Consider the following 16,092-nt stretch of genomic DNA (forward strand, 5'->3'; position numbering starts at 1 on the left):
GGTCCGCCGGCGGCAATCGATGATTGGAGGTGACATGCCTCTTCTTGCCTTTGGCGAATATCGGCCCGACGTGAGCGACTACGAAGGCCAGGCCACCAGGAACATCCAGAACGTCGTTCCGCGTGGCGACGGCTATGGCCCCTTTCCAGCCTTCTCGGCCTACACATCGGCTCTGCCGGAGCCGTGTCGCGGTGCGTTCTACGCCCTGAAATCGGACGGCACCGTCGTGACCTTCGCCGCGACCGCGACCAAGCTCTACCGCCTCAACAACACGGACTTCACTTGGCTGGATGTCTCGAAGGGCGGCGCCAGCTATTCGCAGCTCTCCGCGGCGGCGCAGTGGCAGTTCGCGCAGACCGGCAATCTCGTGTTCGCCACGCAGGCGAATGCGCTGCTGCAGGTGTTCGATCTGACGTCGTCGACCGCGTTCGACAATGCCTTGGGCTCGCCGCCGCAGGCAGCCTATATCAGCGTGGTCGGACGCTTCCTGGTGCTCTCGGGCCTGTTGTCGACGCCCTATCGCATCCAATGGTCGGGTCTCAACAACTTCAATTCGGCGACGTCCTGGGACGGCCTGACGGCGGGGTCCGATCATCAGGACTTTCCGGACGGCGGCATCGTCCGCGGCGTTGCCGGCGGGGAAGCCGGGATCATCTTCCAGGACCAGGCGATCCGGCGCATGTCCTACGTCCCGGGATCGCCGATCATCTTCCAGATCGATCGCATCACCCAGGACAAGGGTCTCTACGCGCCATACTCGATCATCCGTGCCGGCGAACGGATCTTCTTCTATGCCGGCCAGGGCTTTCACAAGATCGAGCCGGGCGGCCTGCCGCAGCCGATCGGCCGCGAGAAGGTCGACCGCACTTTCCTTGCCGATCTCGACAAGGGCAATCTGCAATTGCTGATCGGGGCGGCCGATCCCCGCTCGACGCGGGTGTACTGGTCCTACAGGTCGATCTCCGGCGCGATCGGCACCTACGACAAGTTGCTGGGCTATGATTTCCTGCTCGACCGCTTCTTTTCGATCGCGGCAACCGGCGAATACCTGCTCGGCATGTCGCAGACGGGCCTCACGCTCGAGAATCTCGACAGCATCTCGTCGTCGATCGACGCGATGACCTTGAGCCTCGACGCCTACGCGACGGCCGTCCAGCCGGAGATCGCGCAGTTCTCCGCAAATCATGTGCTGGGCTTCTTCCGTGGCAACAATCTCGAGGCGACGATGGAGAGCGCCGAGCAGGGTACTGACGAGAACCGCATCATGATCCGCGGCTTTCGGCCGGTGACCGATGCGACGACGCTGTTCGGATCGGTCTCCTCGCGTGACAAGCCATCGGCTGCCGCTGTCGCGGGGACAGAGGTGTCGGTCAACACGCGCACGGGCCGCTGCGACCTGCGCAAGGACACGCGCTATGCCCGCTTCAAGGTCCGGATTCCGGCCGACGCGTCATGGAGCTTCTGTGCAGGCGTCGTGCCTGACCTCACCGTGAGCGGCACGCTATGACGGCCTATGTCCCCGGCATCACCGAAACCGATCTCAAGAAGGTCATCCTGGCGCTGCAGCAGCTCGCCGCCGGGCGATCCAACGCTGTCGGCAGCGTCACCCTATTGCCGGGGGTCGCGACCACCGTGGTTGCCGACATGAACTGCTCTGCCGCGTCGACCCCGATTCTGACGGCGGCGAGCCCCGGCGCCGCGGTGGAGCTCGGCAACGGCACCATCCATGTCAGCGCCGTGACCAACGGATCGTTCACGCTCACGCACGCCAACAGCGCGGCGGCGCGGACGTTTCTCTATGCATTGCTCGGCTGAACTCGCCTGCGTCGATCCCGGTCAGGTTGGACTTATCTGGCCCAAGGTCGCGCCGCGGCTGCGGCGGGCGATCCTGCGGACCGGTCTGTCTGCCTTCGCCGATGTGGAGCGCGACGTTCTCGACGGCCGCGCGCTGTTGTGGCTGGCGCTGAGCCAGGAGGGCGACATAATCGCGATCGATGCGGTGGCCACGACACGGCTCGAACTGACGGACGCCGGCAAAGTGTGCGTCATCGTCGCCTGTGAGGGCAGGGGGCGATACCGTTGGCTCCCGCTGATCGGCGGCATCGAAACTTACGCGAAGACAGAAAGCTGTCGCGGCATGCGCATCTACGGCCGTAAAGGCTGGCTGCGCGCGCTCGCCGACTATCGGCACACGCATATGATTATCCAGAAGGAGTTGAGGTGACAATCAGCGTTGATGGTCTCGATAGCGCTTTTCATACGCTGATCAGACAAGATGATCCTATCACGGATAAAATCAGCTCTGCCCCCGGCACGCGCAAAGGCGACCTTTGCACTTGACAGGATGTTCTTGATATGTTCCTTTTTAATTCAGAGGGCATGTTGCGTCCCCAAATTGCGCAGTTGCCGGACAAAACGCATGTTTTATCAGACAAGTGCAGATCGCACCAAAACAGCAAGAGTCTTAGCAGGCTTTGTGCAGTCGGGAGCAAAAGCCGCTCTCGTGGCGCTGGCACTCACGATGAGAATGGACTCGACTCGTGCCGAGCAGATTGACTTCAGCCCTTATCGCGCTGCTGCAGAATACTGCGCTCGCGAAGTCGCGGGTCCGCTGGCACTTTCGCCGGATCAGCGGATTCTTTGCTTTGACGGCCATCTCTATGCCCATCAGGATCTGTCGCTCGTCGACGAATTGCAAGTCGGCGGACTAGTCGTTATCCGCAGTTTTGGTGGTGACGACGTTGCAATGATGGAGCTTGCGGAGCGCCTACGTGGTCGGAATGCGACCGTCGTAGTTCGTAGCTACTGCTTGCTTGGGTGCGCCAGTTATATCGTGGTTGCCTCCGGGATGACGATTATACTGAAAGATGCGTTGGTTGCATGGGGACCTTTAGTGGTGGACGGATTCTGCTTAGGTCTTCGGAATGCACTCGACGAAGGTTTGCCACGCCTTGACATCGGCCCCTGTGGGAAACCGCTTCTGCGGACGCCAGGTCCAATCTATGAACTGAGGCTGGGATTCATGAGCGTACGGCGCGTCAATGATAATTTCGAGGAACCGCCGGAGAGTACATTTATCAGGAGAGCTCTAAGGAATATCGATTGGAAAAGGGCGACCGAGACAACTGGTCTGATGTGGACATGGCATCCTCGCTATCAACAAAGTTCAGTCAAGACCAAGATCGTTTACGAACGCTATCCCGATAGCCAGGAGGAAGTTGCGGCTCTTGCCGAGCGATTGCGGCTCCGTGCTCGAGTTGTTTACGATCCATGAGGGCTCTTTCCGAAATGTCAGCCGAGCTGTTCTGACACCCGAAAAAGCCTTGATAGTTGACGGCGCGCTGACGTGGCGCGCTTTTTTTTCCTCGGGGAATGAAGATATGGTGGGAAATCCAAGAGAGAAATCAAGTGATTGGCCAAATATAGTGCGTGAGGGGATCGAGCCAGAAGTATTGCGTGTGCCTGATTGGAGACGTTATCTTGATGGCAGAGATTATACCCGTCCTTTCCAGGGTATTCCGCTGCCAGGGTCGAGGACGCCAAGCTCGCCACCAAGATTGCCCTCCTGGTTCGAAGATCCATCACAGCCGGGCCTGCCGCCATCGTTGAAATATCCGGCACCCGGCAATCCTAGCCCGGGTTTTCCTCCTATTCCGGCACCAGTTCCCGCACCGTCACCCATCCCTGGAAGGCCGATCCGCGACTGGCTGTTTGATTATCTGCTCGGAAACAATCTTCTGGACCAACGGCCATTTCAGCAGACCTCACAGTCGGCATTGAGAAAAGATGCCAGTCGCACCGGACTTGATCCGGACATGAGACTTGCTGCCGCACAGCAGGCCGATCAGGGTCATCCGACCCGGGCATCGCAAACGGGTTCAAGCGAAGAACCATCGAAGCCGCAGAAGCGCTTCTTGAGATCGCGCGTTGAGTAACGTTGATCTGCACGAGGACGACTGAACTCTCCGTGTGCCGCTGCCTCCTCCGGACGGATCGCAGACTTGCTCACGGCGACGCCTTGTTCGAGGACTGCGATCTTGCAGTTGCGCCAACTCTTAACATTGTCAGATCAAGGAACGTGCCCAATGGGCGGACAATCATCCAGCACCCAGACTCAACAATCCCAGACGCAGCCGTGGCAGCCGGCACAGCCGATGCTGCAGGGTATTCTGTCTCAGGTCGGCAATGGGCTGAACAATACCGGGCTGACCAGCGCCGAGGGCGGCGCGCTCGATACGCTCAGGCAGAATGCGGCGCAGGGCAATCCCTACGCCGGCGGCATCGGCTCCTACGCGCAGTCGCTGCTCAACGGCGGCAATGCGCTGGCGCAGGCGCCCAACGTGCAGTCCAACCTGCAGACGCTGCAGGGGCAGCTGTCGCCCTATGCCAACGGCAGCATGATCGGCAACAATCCTGCGCTGGCGGCGCAACTGGCGCAGATCCAGAACGACGTCGGGACGTCCATCAACGGTCAGTTCGCAGCCGCGGGTCGCGACTTCAGCGGCGCCAACCAGATGGCGTATGGCCGCGGCGTCGCTGCGGCGGAAGCGCCTGTGATCGCGGCCCAGTACAACCAGGACGTCCAGAACCAGCTGAGCGCGGCCAATGCGCTGTACGGCGCCGGCAACACGACAGCCAACATGCTGGGCGGCATGCAGCAGCAGTACCTCACCAACCAGGGGCAGGGGCTGACGGCGTCACAGGCCGCGCTCGATGCGCAGAATTATGGAGCCAACGCCACATTGGCGGAAGAGGCGCAGCGCCGCGGCATTCCGGTGCAGGCGCTTGGACTGCTGGCGCAGATCGGGACGCCGATCGCACAGCTCGGTCAGCAGACCAACGGCACCATGACGGGAACACAGGAGATGTCCGGTGCCGACCAGTTTGCGAAGATCGCCGGCGGCATCGGCAGTCTTCTCCAGCCGTTCAGCGGCGCGTTCGGCAAGAAGTAGTTCGGTGCAGCGTCTCGAGGGAGCGGTCGTGAATGTCAGATGAATCAGAGCATCTCGTAACGGGTGCAGCATTCGAGCTGGAGAATGCCGGCTATCGGCCGATGCCGGATCCGGAGGAGCGGCCGGAGCGCGAGGCGCTCGGCGGCGACGTTGCGTCGCTGCGCGACGCTGCCGAGCAGCGCACCGATCCCCGTCCGCCGGTGATAGTCCGGGAGTATGTCGACGAAGCCGGCAACCTGGTCGATCGCGGCGAGTCGGTCACGCTCGAACGCGCGGCGCGTGATCACGCGCGCGTCCGGGCCGCTGAGGTGGGTGAGGCATCTCGCGGGACGCCGGATTCCGATTCGAGCGACCACTTGGGTTCGCCGGCAAATGGTGAGCCCGACGGTTTCGGGCCGGCTTCGGGCGAAGCCGAGTCCACTGCCGAGACCGGCTCGACGCAGCACGATGCTTCGTCGCGGCTTGCGCCGGAGTTGGCGAAAGCCCTGCAGCATCCGCAGGTGCTGCAGGCGATCGAGGAGAAGATCGGCGAAGCAGAGCAGGCCCGCCAATCCTACCGAGAAGGCCTGGCATCGGCCGTCCAGATTGCCCAGGCGAGCTTCCTCAGCCAGTTTCCTGAATTTGCCGGCATGCCCGCGGAGCAGGTCCCCGCCGCGCTCGAACGGATGTCGCGCGAGGATTCCGGAAGGTTCGGGCGCATTCAGGCGGCCGTCGCGATGTCGGATCAGTTGCTGGCACAGCAGGCGGAGGCGCAGCGCCAGCACGCCGAAGTGGCTCAGCGGAGCTTCCAGTCCTTCGCGCAGGAGCAGGACGACCGGCTCGAGGGCATGCTGAAGAGCGAGCCGCGCGCCGTGCGCCAGGCCGTTGCCGCAGAGATCGTGGCGTCGGCAAAGGAGAGCGGGATCCCGGCGTCCGAGCTCAACCGGCTGTTCCAGACCGAGCCGCTGATGCGCCATGCCACGTTCCAGCGGATGATGTACGACGCCGCGCGATATCGCCTGATGATGCGGGCAAAGGACGCTGCGGTGACGAAGGCTGTCCCGCCCGTGGTGCGGCCGGGGGTCTCAGTCTCGTCGGGGGAGCGGGGACGGACGGATCTGCGGGCGCTCAACGCCCGCCTGACATCGTCGGGTGATCTGAAGGACGCGGTCGCCCTCTATCAGGCCCGCATGTCCAGGCGGCCGTGAGGCCGGTCGATGACAAACCCCGTTCTGGCTGCGCTTGCCGAGGCGCGCAGGCAGCGCGCTCCGCTGTTCGCACGCTGGTGTGAGCGGGAGCACGAGACGTTCTGCCCGGCCTCGCCGGCGGCGGTCGCCCGCTTCGCCCGCGAGCACGCCGGCATAGGTGCCGAGCAGGTTTGGGAGGCGATTCTCGACATCTCCAGAACTCACGCCTCGTTGGGGCTGGCTGATCCCACAGCGGCAGAGCCGGTCGCGATCGTCCTCGACGACATCGCGAACCTATCGCCCCCGCAATCCTGGCCGGGTCCCTGGAAGGAGCGCTTCAGGCTTTTGCCGCACGATCTGAAGCGCTTCATCGCGGACCACGAGACGAGGCGCGAGAAGAGCTTGAGACGCACGCAGCACGCCCTCGCGCATGCAAACAAGATACTCGCACGGCTCCGATCCGCGGAGCGTACGATGAAGGAGGATCAGACCGATGAAGCAGAATCGCAGCAATCCGACCATCGAAGACAGGATTCAGGAGCTTCGGGGTGAGATCGAGCGCGTCGTGCAGACTCGTGTCGACGCGATCGCAAGAGAGAGCCCCGGAGTGCCCAAGGGGGTGATCCGCAATCTGCTGATCGCCAGGACGCCGTCCTGTGCCTGCGAGCAATATTTGACGCTTCGGCGAGAAACTTAGCCATGCACGCGTGATCGATCATCGGCAGGAGCCGCGATGTGCCCGCATCGAGGAGCGAGAAACAAGTCCCCGGCAGCCCGCGTGGCTGCCTTTTTCATGTGAGGAGCAGAATGACACTTTATCGATGGTCGCAGACCGCATCGGCTGATGCCACGGCCGATCCGACGATCAACTGGTCCGAAGGACAGGTCCCGTCGAGCATCAACGATTCCGCTCGGGCCATGATGGCTGCGACCGCAAAATATCGCGACGACATTGCGGGGGCGATCGCGACGAGCGGTACGAGCACAGCCTATGCCGTAACGAGCAATCAGCAATTCGATTCGTTGCCGCATCTCAACGGCCAGATCATCGCGTTCACGCCGCACGTCACCAATGGCGCACCGGTGACGCTCAACGTCGATTCGCTTGGTGCCAAGCCGCTGCGCAGCGCGCCCAATGCCGATCTTCTGGCCGGAACGATCATCCAGGGGACGCCCTACGTCGCCGTGTACAATCACACGGATAGCAGCTTCTACCTGCATGGATTTTACGGTAATCCGCATAACATTCCGCTCGGGGCAACACTCGAATACTGGGCGGGGAGCAGCCCGAACAGCTCGTTTGCGTTCCCCTACGGCCAGGCGATCAGCCGCACGACCTACGCCACCCTGTTTACACTGATTGGCATCAACTATGGTTCGGGTGATGGGTCAACCACCTTCAACCTGCCAGACCTCCGCGGCCGTGCGACGGCCTGCCCAGACAACATGGGCGGATCTTCGGCTAACCGGTTGGCATCAGGAGCACTAGCCGGTGTTCGCCATAGCCTAGGTGGAGCTGGAGGAGAAGATGCGCATACTCTGACGCTTTCGGAGTTGCCGACGGGCATTGCGTCCGGCGCATCGAATAACATCACGGTTCAATCACAAAACGGGCTTACCGGAATTCCCGTTACGACAGCCGCGGTAAATGTCCAGGGCGGCGTCGCGGCGTTCGGCTCTGGCGGGCCCTATTCTGCAAATTCTAGCAGCGCAAGCTGGGCAGGCGTCAACTCGCTCTCAGGCGCCAACCAAATCAACGTAACCTCGAACAATACAGGCGGATTGTCTCACAATCTCGTTCAACCTACTATTCTCTGCAATCGCATCATGCGGGTCATCTGATATATGGTGGGCGCGGCCACGCGCGGTGACTATGCTAGTCTATGATGGCGGTGTAGCGCTGTCTAAATCTAGCTCGTGTCGACTTGACAATGGCGTCGATAGTGGTTCCCGCAGCTCGGGAAATCATGGTTGGCCATTGATCAACCAGTCGGCTCAGCAGGAGGGATGCGCCGAAAACGCAGACGATGGTAAGGGCAACGGAAGCCGGGGTAGCAACGGAGGGCGGGAGCGTGATGACGAGCCAGCTCGTCATGCTGCAGATGATCGGAAGATGGATTAGGTAGAGCGTGAATGAGATGCGGCCCAACGTCCGACCTAGCGCGCCGCCGATCAAGCGCTGCACAAGCGGCCAAGTCAGGACCACGGCTACGATCAAGACTGCTGAAAGCATCTGCCACTTCATCATATCTACGTGAGGAAAATTCAGACGATTCAGTATTCGTTCGGTTGCAATGAAGAAGAACAGCCCAGCTACAAGTGATACCACGCGTAGTACAGTCGATCTCATCAGTCGGCAAAGCTCGGGGTTGAAATCGAAAAACAGCGCGCCCACCGAGAACAGCATCAAGTAATCAGACCAGAACCAGATGGCCAGGGCGATGTAAAAGATGGCCCTCCATATTCTCGTCATCGAGAAGGAGCCGATAACGAATACGAAGACGCTGCCAATCAACTCCGGACGCATCGTCCAAAGGTTCGAGTTGTAAGCGGACGTGCCGGTAATGAAGGCACCGTAAACAGCCTCCCATACCATCGTCGTGAACGACGGCTCGAATTGGTACCAGAGTGCGAGCCATTGCGATCCCGTGACCGCAGCGGCTTCAGCATTTCGATAGGCGCCAACTGCGAGAAGTCCCCAGGCGAACGCTGATGTGAGGAGCATGGGGCCAGCCAAGCGAAGATAGCGTCGCAAAACCTGCGCTGGCAGGCTCATTCTTGAGCGAGCAATCATATCGGCCAACACGTATCCACTCAGGACGAAAAAAACGCATACGGCCGCGCGACCGTTGAAGATCCAGAAGGCGCCGAAAAGAGAGAGAAGCAGGTGGCCAATGAAGACGACCACGGCCGCGACCCCGCGTAGACCGTCCAGGTACGGTTTGCGATCTGGAATGACCAAGGTGGCTCTCACGCGTTTCTAAGGTGGCGACTGGCCCGCCGCCGAGGCATGCGAGCGACGACACAATCACGCAACCCGGTGTGTAGCAAGACGGAAGCCGCTAGCCTTAGCGGCTTTTTTATGAAGGAACGCCCCCCGATGGACCTGAATTCTATAGTCGATGCCAACGCCCGCCGGTGGGAGAGAGCCAACCTAACCCGCTCATTGGACGCCACAGCCCGCCGCCTTGTTGCCGCCCGGAGACGCTACCAAGTGGTCGAGGCCGCGACCGGCGTCCCCTGGCCGATCATCGCCGTCATCCACGAGCGCGAATCGTCGCAGAGCTGGGCCCGGTCGCTGGCGCAGGGGGATCCCTGGGACCGAGTGTCGGTCCACGTGCCTGCGGGACGAGGACCGTTCGCCTCGTGGGAGGACACCGCAGTCGACGCGCTCGTCAATTGCGCGCCGCATGCGGCGCGGTGGCGGGACTGGTCGATTGGCGGCGCGTTGACGCTTCTCGAGCAGTATAATGGGCTGGGCTACGCGCGCCGGGGCGTGCCGTCTCCCTATGTCTGGGCCGGGACCGATCAATATCGTGCCGGCAAGTATGTCCGTGACGGAGTCTACGATCCCCAGGCGGTCGACCGGCAGCCGGGTTGCGCCGGGCTGCTCAAGACCATGATGCAGATCGATGCGACCATCAGCTTCCCGACCGGCCTTGTGGAGACGGAGCGGCCGCCCGACACCTGGCCTCCGGCGCCGACTCCCGCATCGATCAGGCATCCGGCAAAGGGCTCCATTGGGGCCCTTTTTGCTGCCCTGGTGAAACGCCTTCTGGGCAATCGCTGACCGGCGCAGCCTCGTGCTCCTGGCCGGCGTACCGACGGACGGTCGATCTCGGCCAAGACACAACGATCTGCGGGGCACCGAGCGCGGCTCGCGAGAGCCGGCGGCGCGTCTGCGCAATTTTTTGGAAAGGATTCATCATGTGGACGAAAGTCAAGGCTGCGTGTCGTCATTCGCTGACGATCGCCTGGAGTTACGTGCTGGCGGTCGTCGGGCTTCTGCTGTCGATCGTCGACAACGTCAGCGACGCTCTCGGGGACCCGAGCCTGAAGGATCAGATCAGCGCCGCCGTCGGCGATACCCGTGCCGTCGGCCGGATCTTTCTCGCGATCTCGCTGATCACGATTCTCGCACGGCTGCGCTCGCTCAAGAGGGCATCGTGACATGTGGATGAGCATTCTGGGCTTTCTGGGCGGGCCCGTGATCAAGGGGCTGATCGACGCCTACCAGGCGAAGCTGAGGGCGGGCAACGCGGATGCAAAGATCGCGGCAGACCTCGCGGCGACGGAGATCGCCGCGCAGGTCTCGGAAAGCGACGCGCAGCTTCGGCTGCGTGCGGCGGAAATCGGCTGCTGGTACGAGCCGGACAAGCTCATCGGCTACTGCGTCTCGATCTACTTTGCCAAGCTGCTGGTGTGGGACAAAGTGCTCGGGCTCGGCTCGACGGATCCGCTCGCGGGCTTCGCGTCGACGACCGCGAATCTCGTCATCTCCTTCTATTTTGCCAAACGCGGCTTCGAAAATGTAGCGAGGATCATCAGGCGATGAACATCAGCCATGACGAAATCACGGCCGTCGTCGCCGAGACCCTGGCCAAGCAGAGCCAGCTTCAGCGCGACGAGATCGATGCCGTCGTGATGAGAGCGATCGCGACCATTCTCACCTCGTTCGGCATCGAGGAGGAGGATCGGAAGGAGCTGAGAGCCGATTTCCAGCACCTGCGGCGCTGGCGCAAGAGCGTGGAGCAGGCCCAGAGCTATACGTTCAAGGCCGTCATCACGGTCATCGCGACCGGTCTGATCGGTGCGATCTGGCTCGGCATCAAAGTCGTGCTCGGAAGGTGATGCCGTGCCAGCCTGGATCTCGCGGCGAGGCCGCCGCTTCCGCATCAGAGAGGTCGACGCTTGCGAGCCTGACGTCCTCGACACCTTGAAGGAGCTCCATGCGCGCACATTCCTCGATTGCGCACCTCTGCCCGATTTCGAGAGCGGACAATGGTGGATATCGACCGAGCTCGGACGGCCCGTCGCCTTTGCCGGAATGATGCCGTCATCCCTCGGCAAGGGCATAGCCTATCTTTCGAGGGTTGGCGTTCTCCAAGAGCGGTGTGGTTACGGCCTGCAGCGACGGCTGATGCGTGTGATCGAGCAGCGCGCGCGTCGCTCGGGCCTGGATTGCATCGTTTCGGATACGACTTGCAACATCGTATCCGCGAACAATTTCATTCGGTGTGGATATGTGTTGTTCCAACCGGTCCGGCCCTGGGCCTGGGTGAACTCGCTCTATTGGCGCAAGATGATCGGGCGGTGAGCTGTCGATCGATGCCTCATGCAGATTGCATTGCGCTGCAGCAGAATTGGGCCGGCTCGACAGCTCCGACCCGGGCTTTTTTTGCGGCTGCCGTTGAGTTAACCATGCATTGTCGGACGTTGGAGACAATGCCACGCCGGGCAGTCAATGGAAGATCGCTTCAGACGATCAGAGCAGCGGGAAGGACTCTGGGATGCCGGCCGAGGTCACCCTGCCAGAGCGTGCGCCACGGCCGCCTGACGCGCCAACCGCGCTGGCTGGTCTGCTGGTGATCGATTTCACGCGGGTCGTCGCAGGGCCGGCGTGCACACAGACGCTGGCCGATTTCGGCGCCGAGGTGATCAAGATCGAGCAGCCGCTCACGGGAGACGATACCCGCGCATACGAGCACGCCGAGCTCGGCGGAGAGAGCGCAGCGTTCCTCAGTCTCAATCGGAACAAGCGCGGCATGGTGTTGGATCTCACGATACCGCAGGCCAGAGACGTCGCGCGTGCGCTGATCGCCAAGGCCGACATCGTCGTGGAGAATTTCTCGTCGTCCGTCATGGAGAGGTTCGGGCTGGACTATCAGACACTGTCCAGCACCAATCCCGGGCTGATCTATTGCTCGATCTCGGCCTACGGACGCTCCGGTCCATTCGCGTGGCGATCAGGGTTCGATCCAATCACCCAGGCGGAAAGCGGGTTCATGTCCCTCAACGGTTTCGCTGATGGTCCGCCGGTGCGGACCGGTCCTCCGATCGTTGATCTGGCCACCGGCATGTCCGCCTGCAATGCCATCCTATTGGCACTCGCCGCCCGGCAGCGGCTCGGTCGCGGGCAGCACGTCGAGGTGGCGCTGTTTGACATCGCCTTGGCGATGACCGGCTTCTCCGGAATGGCGTATTTGATGAACGGCGTGAACCCCACGCGGACGGGCAATTCGCCGAACGACTCTCCGACGGTCGGCGTCTTTGAAGCGTCAGATGGTCCGCTCTACATCGCATGTGCCAACGATCGGCTCTACCGCCGGCTGGCTACGGAGGTGCTTGGTCGTCCGGATCTCCTGAGCGATCCCCGCTTCGCCACGCGAAGGGCGAGATGGGTCAACCGTACGCAACTGCGCGGCCTCATCGCCGACATCCTCGCCACGGAACGGATGGATGTCTGGACCTCTCGGATGAACCAGGCTGGAGTTCCGGTTGGACACGTTCGTACGGTCGAGCAGGCGTTCAACGCGGCCGAGGTCCGGATGCGCGGCCGCACCTGTCGTATTCCGCACCCCACCGCAGGCTCGATACCCAACATCGAGCCGGCAATCGCCATGAAGCTCACGCCGACCGTCGAGCCGACGGCGGCGCCGCGGCTCGGTGAGCACACGGCCGCGATCCTGCGCCACAGGCTTGGGCACACTGAGCAGGAGATCGAAGCCCTGCGTCGGGCGGGGGCGTTCGGACGCAACAATCCGGGAGCTTAAGGCATCGTCACTGGCGCCGGACACGAGGCAGGAAGAGCGGCAGCGTCCTCAGCAGCCATCAGCCGGCTTTGGCCATCTCGTCGTCTTCCGGTGAGTTCAGGTACATGCCCGACATGGTGTCAACCCAGCACAGATGATCATGCACCTTCTTGACACCAGAGATGTTCTCGGTGGCAACGATTGCCGCCTGCCGCGAGCGCTCTTCGGTAATGACGCCGCTCAGATGAACGATGCCGTCCTTGACGATGACGGACAATCCGAACGGGCACCAGTCGTTCTTCTCGAGAGCGTCGATCACACGGTTGCGGATGTGATCGTCATCCGCCGTCGGATCCGGGACCTGCCGCCCGAGCGCGGCGACCGCTTGCAGCAGGTTCGCCCGTGACACGATGCCGATGACCCGGTCTCCCTTGACCACGGGCAACCGCTTCACGTGGTTCTTTTCCATCAGTTCCACGATCTCCGCCAGCGCGGCGTCTTCGGTGATCGTCAGGGGAGACTTGGTCATTACCTCTGACACTTTGCGACCATGCTCGTGGACGAAGTCGGCGGCCGACTTCCCGGGCCCGAGAATGAAGCGCAGCCAACGGCCGCGCTTACGCCCTGTGCCGATCTCGGATCGGCGGATGAAATCGCCTTCCGAGACGACGCCCACGAGTTTTCCGCCGGAATCGACCACGGGAAGGCCGCTGACGTGCCGTTGAAGCATGATATTTGCCGCATCCACGATGGAAGTGTCAGGGGTGACGGTGATGACGGGACGGGTCATGATCTGGTGGGCGCGCATGGCGAACTCCAATGTCAAAGGCTAAGAAAACGTAATCCGCCGCCACGGTCTTGAATTGACGCAGGTCAAAGGAGGTGCGGCCGCGTCATTGACGCAGCTCAAGGTCCTGGCATTGAATTGCAGCTATAAGGCATTTTGATCTGGCGAGAGGAGAAGGTGCCCATGTCCGAGTTCTCCGGGACCAAGGTCCTGGCCGACGAAACGGCCGAACTGTCCGAACGTGTCGCTCTCTCCAACAAGCACGCACTCGAGCTGCTCGTTGGTTCCCAGCAGATCGTCATGGAGGAGGTTCTGTTTGCCAGCAACGAAGTGCTGGATCGCGCGCGTACGGAGACGCATCTGCTGGCCGAGTTTGTGTCGAAGCTGGCTGGCGTGCATTCCGTGAAGGGAATCCAGGCGATGGTCCAGGAATGTGGACGGCATCAGATTGATTTCGTCAGGCGGGATTGCGATCGACTCTTCAAGCACGGGCAGCGCCTGATTGATGCTAGCGTGAATCTCATGGGGCAACGGTGGCGAAACTGAAGAGTGCGGGGGCGTCGCGTCCCGATCGACTGGAACGCGAGGGAACGACCGTTAACGACCGGAGCAGTGCCGTTGTCTTTGCAGAGACCTCTTTGAAGCCGGAGGGTGCGCTCGCCGCACCCGACGCAAAGTTGCTCTCCCGAGAAGCCGACGCGGCCTCCGGGGAGCTTCGACGCGAGGATCACGAGCTGGACAGGGCCTTCAGCGCGATGCTGGCTCGGCTCACCGGTGGAATTTCCCCGGCCGCTCTATCAATGGCGTATCTGGATTGGGCTTGTCATCTGGCCGCTGCACCTCAGCGTCAGATCGAAATCGTCCGAGATGCCTGGCACGGCGCTAAGCAGGTCGCTGAACGGTCATTGCGGTTTGCAGACCCGAATCGCAGTCCTTGGGACCTGATCAAGCCGCAGGCCAACGATCATCGCTTTTCCAAGCCGCAATGGGCGACGCACCCGTTCAACTTGTTCGCCCAGGCGTTCCTGCTCGGGGAAGATTGGTGGCACAAGGCGACGACCGGCATTCGTGGTGTCGACCCTGCCAACGAAGCCGTCGTCGACTTTTCAATTCGTCAACTGCTCGACATCTTCGCGCCATCGAACTTTGCAGCGACCAACCCGGAAGTGTTGGAGAAGACGTTTCAAAGCGGTGGCGAGAACCTGATCTTCGGCTGGCAGAACTGGCTCGCCGATCTCATGCAGGTGATGCAGCCGGGGAAGATATCGAGCAATGGTGAGTTCGTCGTCGGCAAGACTGTCGCGACCGCACCGGGCAAGGTTGTGCTTCGCAATCAGTTGATTGAGCTGATTCAATACGCGCCGACGACCGAGAAGGTGCGACCAGAGCCGGTCCTGATCGTACCGGCTTGGATCATGAAATATTACATCCTGGATCTGTCGCCGCACAATTCGCTGGTCCGATACCTGACCGACCAGGGCTTTACGGTTTTCATGATCTCCTGGCGAAACCCCGGAGCGGAAGACCGGGATCTTGCGTTTGACGACTACCGCTCGCTGGGCGTCATGGCTGCCCTGGATATGATCGGAAGGATCATTCCGAATACGCTGGTCCATGCCGCAGGCTATTGTCTCGGGGGAACGCTTCTTTCGATCACGGCGGCAGCCATGGCACGCGATGGCGACCAGCGCCTGAAGACAATCACGCTGTTTGCGGCCCAGACCGATTTCACGGAAGCGGGAGAGCTGACGCTCTTCATCAACGAAAGCCAGGTCGCCTTTCTCGAAGACATGATGTGGGAGCGTGGATATCTCGACACCACCCAGATGGCGGGCGCATTTCAATTGCTGCGCTCCAACGATCTGATCTGGTCTCGTGTCTCGCGCGACTATCTTCTCGGCGAGCGCGCAAACCCGAGCGACTTGATGGCATGGAACGCAGATGCGACGCGGCTACCGTATCGGATGCACTCCGAATATCTGCGCAAGCTGTTCCTGAACAACGATCTCGCCGAGGGGCGGTATCGGGTCGAAGGGAAGCCTGTTTCGCTCTCGGATATCCACACGCCGATGTTCGTCGTCGGGACGCTGCGTGATCACGTTGCGCCTTGGAAGTCGACGTACAAGGTCCACTACGAGGTTGATGCTGACGTCACTTTCGTGCTCGCCAGCGGCGGCCATAATGCCGGCATCGTGGCGCCGCCGGGCGAGCAGGGGCACTCCCATCAGTTGCGAACCAAGGCTGCCGACGCTCCATATCTCGGACCCGACGAGTGGCAGGGCACATCGCCAAAGCTGGAGGGATCGTGGTGGCCGGCCTGGACAGCGTGGCTCGGACAGCAATCGGGAGCGCCGGGCGCACCGCCGCAACTCGGGACAGATCGTTCGAATGATCTCGGAGACGCGCCGGGCGACTACGTGCACACGTGATCGCCG

Annotated in this window: 19 protein-coding genes; 17 read left to right on the top strand and 2 right to left on the bottom strand. The window is 61.7% G+C overall.

From position 1 onward, the window contains the following. Positions 1-34 precede the first annotated feature (34 nt). The 9 genes from QX124_RS05280 to QX124_RS05320 all read left to right on the top strand — a co-directional run bounded on the left by QX124_RS05280 (position 35) and on the right by QX124_RS05320 (position 7,960). Positions 35-1,507, top strand: coding sequence for a hypothetical protein (locus tag QX124_RS05280; RefSeq protein ID WP_315796549.1), 1,473 nt, complete (start codon positions 35-37; stop codon positions 1,505-1,507). Further along, positions 1,504-1,815, top strand: coding sequence for a hypothetical protein (locus tag QX124_RS05285; RefSeq protein ID WP_315796550.1), 312 nt, complete (start codon positions 1,504-1,506; stop codon positions 1,813-1,815). The genes QX124_RS05280 and QX124_RS05285 overlap by 4 nt, the downstream gene beginning before the upstream one ends. Further along, on the top strand, positions 1,799-2,224 hold the full coding sequence (locus QX124_RS05290) for a hypothetical protein (protein WP_315796551.1): 426 nt from the start codon (positions 1,799-1,801) through the stop codon (positions 2,222-2,224). Before QX124_RS05285 ends, QX124_RS05290 begins: the two co-directional genes overlap by 17 nt. Positions 2,225-2,419: 195 nt before the next feature. Then, the gene (locus QX124_RS05295) at positions 2,420-3,274 is read left to right on the top strand and encodes a hypothetical protein (RefSeq protein ID WP_315739058.1); all 855 of its coding nucleotides are present in this window, start codon (positions 2,420-2,422) and stop codon (positions 3,272-3,274) included. Then, positions 3,249-3,935, top strand: coding sequence for a hypothetical protein (locus QX124_RS05300; protein WP_315796552.1), 687 nt, complete (start codon positions 3,249-3,251; stop codon positions 3,933-3,935). The genes QX124_RS05295 and QX124_RS05300 overlap by 26 nt, the downstream gene beginning before the upstream one ends. A 150-nt stretch (positions 3,936-4,085) precedes the next feature. Continuing rightward, positions 4,086-4,952 carry a tail fiber domain-containing protein gene (locus QX124_RS05305; RefSeq protein WP_315796553.1) on the top strand — a complete coding sequence of 289 codons (867 nt, stop codon included), beginning with the start codon at positions 4,086-4,088 and terminating at the stop codon, positions 4,950-4,952. Positions 4,953-5,053: 101 nt separating this feature from the next. Next, positions 5,054-6,139: a hypothetical protein gene (locus tag QX124_RS05310; RefSeq protein ID WP_315796554.1), complete on the top strand. Its 1,086-nt coding sequence runs from the start codon at positions 5,054-5,056 to the stop codon at positions 6,137-6,139. Positions 6,140-6,148: 9 nt separating this feature from the next. Then, a complete protein-coding gene (locus QX124_RS05315; RefSeq protein ID WP_315796555.1) occupies positions 6,149-6,670 on the top strand; it encodes a hypothetical protein in 522 nt (173 codons plus the stop codon). 255 nt (positions 6,671-6,925) lie between these two features. Then, positions 6,926-7,960, top strand: coding sequence for a phage tail protein (locus tag QX124_RS05320; protein WP_315796556.1), 1,035 nt, complete (start codon positions 6,926-6,928; stop codon positions 7,958-7,960). 34 nt (positions 7,961-7,994) lie between these two features. Here QX124_RS05320 and QX124_RS05325 read toward each other — a convergent pair whose 3' ends face one another. Then, a complete protein-coding gene (locus tag QX124_RS05325) occupies positions 7,995-9,080 on the bottom strand; it encodes an acyltransferase (protein ID WP_315796557.1) in 1,086 nt (361 codons plus the stop codon). Positions 9,081-9,332: 252 nt separating this feature from the next. Between QX124_RS05325 and QX124_RS05330 the strand changes: the two genes are divergently transcribed. From QX124_RS05330 to QX124_RS05355, 6 genes are all read left to right on the top strand, one after another. Beyond that, positions 9,333-9,908 (top strand): hypothetical protein, encoded by a 576-nt coding sequence (locus tag QX124_RS05330; RefSeq protein ID WP_315796558.1) that lies wholly within the window; start codon positions 9,333-9,335, stop codon positions 9,906-9,908. 137 nt (positions 9,909-10,045) lie between these two features. Further along, positions 10,046-10,288 carry a hypothetical protein gene (locus tag QX124_RS05335; RefSeq protein ID WP_315796559.1) on the top strand — a complete coding sequence of 81 codons (243 nt, stop codon included), beginning with the start codon at positions 10,046-10,048 and terminating at the stop codon, positions 10,286-10,288. Between the two features lies 1 nt (position 10,289). Then, a complete protein-coding gene (locus QX124_RS05340) occupies positions 10,290-10,673 on the top strand; it encodes a hypothetical protein (protein ID WP_315739049.1) in 384 nt (127 codons plus the stop codon). Next, a complete protein-coding gene (locus tag QX124_RS05345; protein ID WP_315739047.1) occupies positions 10,670-10,969 on the top strand; it encodes a hypothetical protein in 300 nt (99 codons plus the stop codon). Before QX124_RS05340 ends, QX124_RS05345 begins: the two co-directional genes overlap by 4 nt. A 4-nt stretch (positions 10,970-10,973) precedes the next feature. Beyond that, entirely contained in the window at positions 10,974-11,435 is a 462-nt protein-coding gene (locus tag QX124_RS05350) for a GNAT family N-acetyltransferase (RefSeq protein WP_315756135.1), read from the top strand. Between the two features lie 193 nt (positions 11,436-11,628). Beyond that, complete coding sequence (locus QX124_RS05355; RefSeq protein ID WP_315796560.1) at positions 11,629-12,891, top strand: CoA transferase; 1,263 nt, start codon at positions 11,629-11,631, stop codon at positions 12,889-12,891. A 58-nt stretch (positions 12,892-12,949) separates the two neighbouring features. Here QX124_RS05355 and QX124_RS05360 read toward each other — a convergent pair whose 3' ends face one another. After that, complete coding sequence (locus tag QX124_RS05360) at positions 12,950-13,678, bottom strand: CBS domain-containing protein (RefSeq protein ID WP_315777046.1); 729 nt, start codon at positions 13,676-13,678, stop codon at positions 12,950-12,952. 162 nt (positions 13,679-13,840) lie between these two features. Here QX124_RS05360 and QX124_RS05365 point away from each other — a divergent pair, with 162 nt between their 5' ends. Further along, positions 13,841-14,203, top strand: a complete 363-nt coding sequence (locus tag QX124_RS05365; RefSeq protein ID WP_315739043.1) for a hypothetical protein — start codon at positions 13,841-13,843, stop codon at positions 14,201-14,203. Between the two features lie 209 nt (positions 14,204-14,412). Further along, complete coding sequence (locus QX124_RS05370) at positions 14,413-16,086, top strand: PHA/PHB synthase family protein (RefSeq protein ID WP_409997665.1); 1,674 nt, start codon at positions 14,413-14,415, stop codon at positions 16,084-16,086. Positions 16,087-16,092 lie beyond the last annotated feature (6 nt).

It is taken from the genome of Bradyrhizobium sp. SZCCHNRI3043 (assembly GCF_032377735.1).
GTDB lineage: Bacteria > Pseudomonadota > Alphaproteobacteria > Rhizobiales > Xanthobacteraceae > Bradyrhizobium.

What these genes read in the sequence shown, in the direction of transcription:
- QX124_RS05280 (WP_315796549.1), top strand. Translation starts at nt 35, where the DNA reads ATGCCTCTTCTTGCCTTTGGCGAATATCGGCCCGACGTGAGCGACTAC.
- QX124_RS05285 (WP_315796550.1), top strand. Translation starts at nt 1,504, where the DNA reads ATGACGGCCTATGTCCCCGGCATCACCGAAACCGATCTCAAGAAGGTC.
- QX124_RS05290 (WP_315796551.1), top strand. Translation starts at nt 1,799, where the DNA reads ATGCATTGCTCGGCTGAACTCGCCTGCGTCGATCCCGGTCAGGTTGGA.
- QX124_RS05295 (WP_315739058.1), top strand. Translation starts at nt 2,420, where the DNA reads ATGTTTTATCAGACAAGTGCAGATCGCACCAAAACAGCAAGAGTCTTA.
- QX124_RS05305 (WP_315796553.1), top strand. Translation starts at nt 4,086, where the DNA reads ATGGGCGGACAATCATCCAGCACCCAGACTCAACAATCCCAGACGCAG.
- QX124_RS05310 (WP_315796554.1), top strand. Translation starts at nt 5,054, where the DNA reads ATGCCGGATCCGGAGGAGCGGCCGGAGCGCGAGGCGCTCGGCGGCGAC.
- QX124_RS05315 (WP_315796555.1), top strand. Translation starts at nt 6,149, where the DNA reads ATGACAAACCCCGTTCTGGCTGCGCTTGCCGAGGCGCGCAGGCAGCGC.
- QX124_RS05320 (WP_315796556.1), top strand. Translation starts at nt 6,926, where the DNA reads ATGACACTTTATCGATGGTCGCAGACCGCATCGGCTGATGCCACGGCC.
- QX124_RS05335 (WP_315796559.1), top strand. Translation starts at nt 10,046, where the DNA reads ATGTGGACGAAAGTCAAGGCTGCGTGTCGTCATTCGCTGACGATCGCC.
- QX124_RS05340 (WP_315739049.1), top strand. Translation starts at nt 10,290, where the DNA reads ATGTGGATGAGCATTCTGGGCTTTCTGGGCGGGCCCGTGATCAAGGGG.
- QX124_RS05345 (WP_315739047.1), top strand. Translation starts at nt 10,670, where the DNA reads ATGAACATCAGCCATGACGAAATCACGGCCGTCGTCGCCGAGACCCTG.
- QX124_RS05355 (WP_315796560.1), top strand. Translation starts at nt 11,629, where the DNA reads ATGCCGGCCGAGGTCACCCTGCCAGAGCGTGCGCCACGGCCGCCTGAC.
- QX124_RS05360 (WP_315777046.1), bottom strand. Translation starts at nt 13,678, where the DNA reads ATGCGCGCCCACCAGATCATGACCCGTCCCGTCATCACCGTCACCCCT.
- QX124_RS05365 (WP_315739043.1), top strand. Translation starts at nt 13,841, where the DNA reads ATGTCCGAGTTCTCCGGGACCAAGGTCCTGGCCGACGAAACGGCCGAA.
- QX124_RS05370 (WP_409997665.1), top strand. Translation starts at nt 14,413, where the DNA reads ATGCTGGCTCGGCTCACCGGTGGAATTTCCCCGGCCGCTCTATCAATG.